Here is a 2500-nt window from a genome sequence, read left to right as displayed (position 1 = left end):
TCTCTGCGAAATCTATTTAGGTAGAGCGTCATCCGAATACCCCGGGGGGTAGAGCACTGGATGGGTAATGGGGCCCCACAGGCTTACTGATCCTAACCAAACTCCGAATACCCGGGAGTACTAGATGGCAGACACACTGCGGATGCTAACGTCCGTAGTGGAGAGGGAAACAACCCTGACCTACGACTAAGGCCCCCAATTCATGGCTAAGTGGGAAAGCAGGTGGGACGACCAAAACAACCAGGAGGTTGGCTTAGAAGCAGCCATCCTTTAAAGATAGCGTAACAGCTCACTGGTCTAAATAAGTTGTCCTGCGGCGAAGATGTAACGGGGCTCAAGCCATGAGCCGAAGTCTAGGGATGCGTAAGCATCGGTAGCAGAGCGTAGTGTGACATAGTCTCATTCCTCCTTCATGCCTTCGGGCAGATTGGAGGAGAGAGGCTTTCGATGAAGCCGGGGCGTGAGCCATCCGGTGGAGAGATCACTAGTGAGAATGATGACATGAGTAGCGACAAAGAGTGTGAGAGACACTCTCGCCGAAAGTCCAAGGGTTCCTGCTTAAAGCTAATCTGAGCAGGGTAAGCCGGCCCCTAAGCCGAGGCCGAAAGGCGTAGGCGATGGGAACTAGGTTAATATTCCTAGGCCAGGAGGATGTGACGGATCACAGGTGTAGTTCAATCTTATCGGATTGATTGGGCTGCTGAGTGGTTCCTGGAAATAGCCCTCCATCAGACCGTACCCTAAACCGACACAGGTGGACTGGTAGAGCATACCAAGGCGCTTGAGAGAACGATGTTGAAGGAACTCGGCAAAATACCTCCGTAAGTTCGCGAGAAGGAGGCCCGGTTCCTAGGCAACTAGGGGCTGGGGGCACAAACCAGGGGGTGGCGACTGTTTATTAAAAACACAGGGCTCTGCGAAGTCGCAAGACGACGTATAGGGTCTGACGCCTGCCCGGTGCCTGAAGGTTAAAAGGAGAGGTGAGAGCCTTGAATTGAAGCCCAGGTAAACGGCGGCCGTAACTATAACGGTCCTAAGGTAGCGAAATTCCTTGTCGGGTAAGTTCCGACCTGCACGAATGGCGTAACGACTTCCCCGCTGTCTCCAACATCGACTCAGCGAAATTGAATTGCCTGTCAAGATGCAGGCTTCCCGCGGTTAGACGGAAAGACCCCGTGCACCTTTACTACAGCTTCGCACTGGCATCAGGATTGTGATGTGCAGGATAGGTGGTAGGCTTTGAAGCGGAAACGCAAGTATCCGTGGAGCCTCCCTTGAGATACCACCCTTCGCACTCTTGATGTCTAACCGCGGTCCGTTATCCGGATCCGGGACCCTGCGTGGCGGGTAGTTTGACTGGGGCGGTCGCCTCCTAAAGCGTAACGGAGGCGCGCGAAGGTTGGCTCAGAGCGGTCGGAAATCGCTCGTTGAGTGCAATGGCAGAAGCCAGCCTGACTGCAAGACTGACAAGTCGAGCAGAGTCGAAAGACGGCCATAGTGATCCGGTGGTCCCGAGTGGAAGGGCCATCGCTCAACGGATAAAAGGTACGCCGGGGATAACAGGCTGATACTGCCCAAGAGTCCATATCGACGGCAGTGTTTGGCACCTCGATGTCGGCTCATCTCATCCTGGGGCTGGAGCAGGTCCCAAGGGTACGGCTGTTCGCCGTTTAAAGAGGTACGTGAGCTGGGTTTAGAACGTCGTGAGACAGTTCGGTCCCTATCTGCCGTGGGTGTAGGAGACTTGAGAGGAGTTGCCCCTAGTACGAGAGGACCGGGGTGAACGATCCACTGGTGGACCAGTTGTCGTGCCAACGGCAGTGCTGGGTAGCTATGATCGGACAGGATAACCGCTGAAGGCATCTAAGCGGGAAGCCCCCCTCAAAACAAGGTCTCCCTGAGGGCCGTGGAAGACCACCACGTCAATAGGCCGGAGATGTAAGCGCAGTAATGCGTTCAGTTGACCGGTACTAATCGCCCGATAGGCTTGATTTGATCCAGTAATGGAAAGACAAATCACCAAAAGCATACACTGACCTTGAGTTGGATAACGTCGCAGCGCCAAGCCGCGATGTTGGTTGATACTATAACCGAGTGGCAACGCGCCTTTTGCAAGCAAAAGACGCTGCCTGCCACCTCGTCGCTTTCCTGCAGCGCAGGAAAGTCGACACGGGCTTTTCCTCGGTTTGGTGGTCATAGCGCAAGTGAAACACCCGGTCCCATCCCGAACCCGGAAGTTAAGCACTGCCGCGCCAATGGTACTTGGGCTTAAGCCCCGGGAGAGTAGGTCACCGCCAAACCTAGTAAAAGCCCACAGTCTCTCAAACACGATGAAAAGAACACTACCCGGTCTCAAGTAGCCGAATAGGCGCTAGACCAACACAAGACCTCAAGTAGCGTAAGCGATAGGTCACTTAAAGTGTCGCGGGATGGAGCAGCCCGGTAGCTCGTCAGGCTCATAACCTGAAGGTCGCAGGTTCAAATCCTGCTCCCGCAACCA

General features: G+C 54.6%; 1 tRNA gene and 2 rRNA genes (1 of these 3 cut by a window edge). All 3 read left to right on the top strand.

From position 1 onward, the window contains the following. Positions 1-1995, top strand: a 23S ribosomal RNA gene (locus tag ACRZ96_RS21050) (it extends 832 nt beyond the left edge of the window). Positions 1996-2185: 190 nt separating this feature from the next. Beyond that, positions 2186-2300, top strand: a 5S ribosomal RNA gene (gene rrf, locus ACRZ96_RS21045). A 123-nt stretch (positions 2301-2423) separates the two neighbouring features. After that, positions 2424-2500: transfer RNA gene (locus tag ACRZ96_RS21040), tRNA-Met, on the top strand.

The sequence above is a fragment of the Ruegeria sp. CF1 genome (assembly GCF_056537445.1).
The sequence above is the reverse complement of the archived record's forward strand: the minus strand, read 5'-3'. Positions and strand labels throughout refer to the sequence as shown.